We start from the raw sequence: 2,554 nt of genomic DNA on the forward strand, positions 1-2,554 counted from the left end.
CCTAACGCTGGAGCTAAGCGGCCACATCAATCGCGAAGCGATTGATTGGTCCGCTTGAGCGAAATGTTAGGCGCAAGATGCCGGAGCGAGGACTAGCAGGCAAGGCCGGATGGCGGTTGTTGGTGCCCGCGCCTGCCTTGAACTAACACCGGCTACTAAGCGGCCCGTCGGACTTGCGACGCGGAGCTGCCCGGCGCGGGCGGGCCGGATGTCTCGCGGCGTGGGAGTCTCGGCTTGCTGAGACTGGACTCGCCTCGGCCCAACCGAAGAACTCAGCGCCTAACGCTGGAGCTAAGCGGCCACATCAATCGCGAAGCGATTGATTGGTCCGCTTGAGCGAGTAGTTAGGAGCCGCGCCATATCCACATCGCGGCCCCACCTATTGCGACAACAAAACTAGTCCAGAAAATCAAATGGGCTTGAGTTGCTGTGTAGGGCGGCGCACCCCACGTCATGTCACCTGAGACCCGTTTGAAAAGCATACGGATGAAAAGAAACGCGCTGAGTGCCAAGCCAAGGACTCCGAGCGCTTGCATGAAAACAGGCAAATCCTGATGGACGGCCAAACTTCGCGCCGATTGGACTGCGCACGCAGCGCCAATCGAAGCGAGCGCCCAGGGTGCCATTGCACTTATGCGAGAACCTTCCATGCGCGGACTCCTAACGCGTGAGTTAAGCGGCAGCTCCAATCGCGAAGCGATTGGACTGTCCGCTTGAACGAATAGTTAGGCGGAATGTGCCGGAGCGAGGTGCCGCAGGCAACCCGGATGGTGATGTTTTGGTGCCCGCGCCTGCCTGGACCTCGCATCTGCTACTCGACGGCCCCGCGGACTTGAGACGCAGACCATCACAGCGCGGGCGGGCCGGATGTCTCGCGGCGAGAGAGTCTCGGCTTGCCGAGAACGGACTCGCCTCAGACCAACCTAGAACCAACCGCCTAACGCTGGAGCTAAGCGGCCACATCAATCGCGAAGCGATTGATTGGTCCGCTTGAGCGAAATGTTAGGCCCGAACCGCTGAACGATCGACGTGCATGCCGGGATCGCGAGTGGCAGCGCCCAGGAAACTGCAGCATCGATCTCAGGCTGGAGGCGCGCAAGCGCTTCGGGCGCCCAATGCGTCCGAACGGCCCCAACAGGGAGCGCATCAGTCTCTGATGAGATTGCTGCGAAAACATTGAAGTCTTCGTCGCTGTCGGCAACTTGGACCTCAAATCTAAGTGACGCAAGCGTGTGGCAGCCCTCAAGTACGTGCGTGGTCCCTGAGAGAATGCCAAGGCATATGGCTACCGACCTTTGCCGGCACTCCGAGACATAGTCTTCGCGAGATAGATGGGCGGACATAGGGCCTAACGTCTGAGCTAAGCGGCCACATCAATCGCGAAGCGATTGATTGGTCCGCTTGAGCGAGTAGTTAGGCACTTAGTCTTGCTCATCAAGAGGCATCCTCGAAAGCTCTGAACTGCCATTGGGCAGTACGGTGACTGCCCACCACATCTCAGTGCCGTGATCCTTGATGGTGAAAAGGTAAGTGCCATCCGAGTTTGAATCGAGACTAAGGCCGCTCAAGAGGGCCTCGCCCCGAAGTGCCGGGCCTGAATCTAGCGACATGAGACGCTCATAAGCAATCGTGCGCGCCTCCTGCTCGGAGACTCCGGAGCAAGCAACGAGAAGTATCGCGATTGCCGAGATCAGGATGCGCCGCATGTGCCTAACGCTGGAGCTAAGCGGCCACATCAATCGCGAAGCGATTGATTGGTCCGCTTGAGCGAGTAGTTAGGTGCCAATGCCGCGCGACGCCAAGAACTCCTTCGGGCTTGGAACATCCGGATCATCTGCGAGCACTTTCTTAGCGTACTCGCAAGCCTCATCCGTGAATCCTGCCTCTTTTGCTGCGTAGAAGATTTCGAGGTTGGCGTTCAAGCGCGCATCCTCGGAAATGGTTCCAAGCTGAGCCTTGACCGTATCGATAGCTTCGCGAAACTTTCCCTCTCCGCGCAGCGCCGCGGAAATCTTGATCACATCACTTCCAGACATACGAGGACCTCCAAGTTGTGCACCTAACGCCTGAACTAAGCGGCCACATCAATCGCGAAGCGATTGATTGGTCCGCTTGAGTGAGTAGTTAGGGGCCAACATAAAGCACCGTGTAGTTCTCGGCAAACGCTGGCTGGACCACCTTTTGCTCCCAACCGTCGACGGACGGGAACCGTGCTTTGATCCCGGCAAGAAGCTCGGCAAAGCCAGGCTGCTCCTCGCACACCAACACCTTGTTTGGCCCAACTGAGAACTCAAACCAAACGTCGTCGAAGGTGACGGAGTCCTTCTTGAATGCCGCGATCTTGGTGAGCGACCCCCAAGCTACGGACGCGTCTCCTGAAACAAAGCCCGAGTCCGTCACACAGATCGTGTCCCACGCAGGTTTAGTTGACTGCGCGAACCGATCACGCATCTTGCGAAGAAGGTTCATCCGTGTGCCCCTAACGCTGGAGCTAAGCGGCCACATCAATCGCGAAGCGATTGATTGGTCCGCTTGAGCGAAATGTTAGGCCAAA

2 protein-coding genes are annotated in these 2,554 nt (G+C 57.9%); both read right to left on the bottom strand.

Features of this window, described 5'->3' with window-relative positions; translation table 11 throughout:
• Positions 1–1,775 precede the first annotated feature (1,775 nt).
• Positions 1,776–2,036 carry a hypothetical protein gene (locus QT987_RS29555; RefSeq protein WP_332986650.1) on the bottom strand — a complete coding sequence of 87 codons (261 nt, stop codon included), beginning with the start codon at positions 2,034–2,036 and terminating at the stop codon, positions 1,776–1,778.
• Positions 2,037–2,124: 88 nt separating this feature from the next.
• Positions 2,125–2,469 (bottom strand): hypothetical protein, encoded by a 345-nt coding sequence (locus QT987_RS29560; RefSeq protein WP_332986651.1) that lies wholly within the window; start codon positions 2,467–2,469, stop codon positions 2,125–2,127.
• Positions 2,470–2,554: the final 85 nt, after the last annotated feature.

Origin of the sequence: Microcoleus sp. SVA1B4 (assembly GCF_036700545.1) — a bacterium.
In the GTDB taxonomy this organism is placed as follows: Bacteria; Cyanobacteriota; Cyanobacteriia; order Cyanobacteriales; family Microcoleaceae; genus Microcoleus.

What these genes read in the sequence shown, in the direction of transcription:
- QT987_RS29555 (WP_332986650.1), bottom strand. Translation starts at nt 2,036, where the DNA reads ATGTCTGGAAGTGATGTGATCAAGATTTCCGCGGCGCTGCGCGGAGAG.
- QT987_RS29560 (WP_332986651.1), bottom strand. Translation starts at nt 2,469, where the DNA reads ATGAACCTTCTTCGCAAGATGCGTGATCGGTTCGCGCAGTCAACTAAA.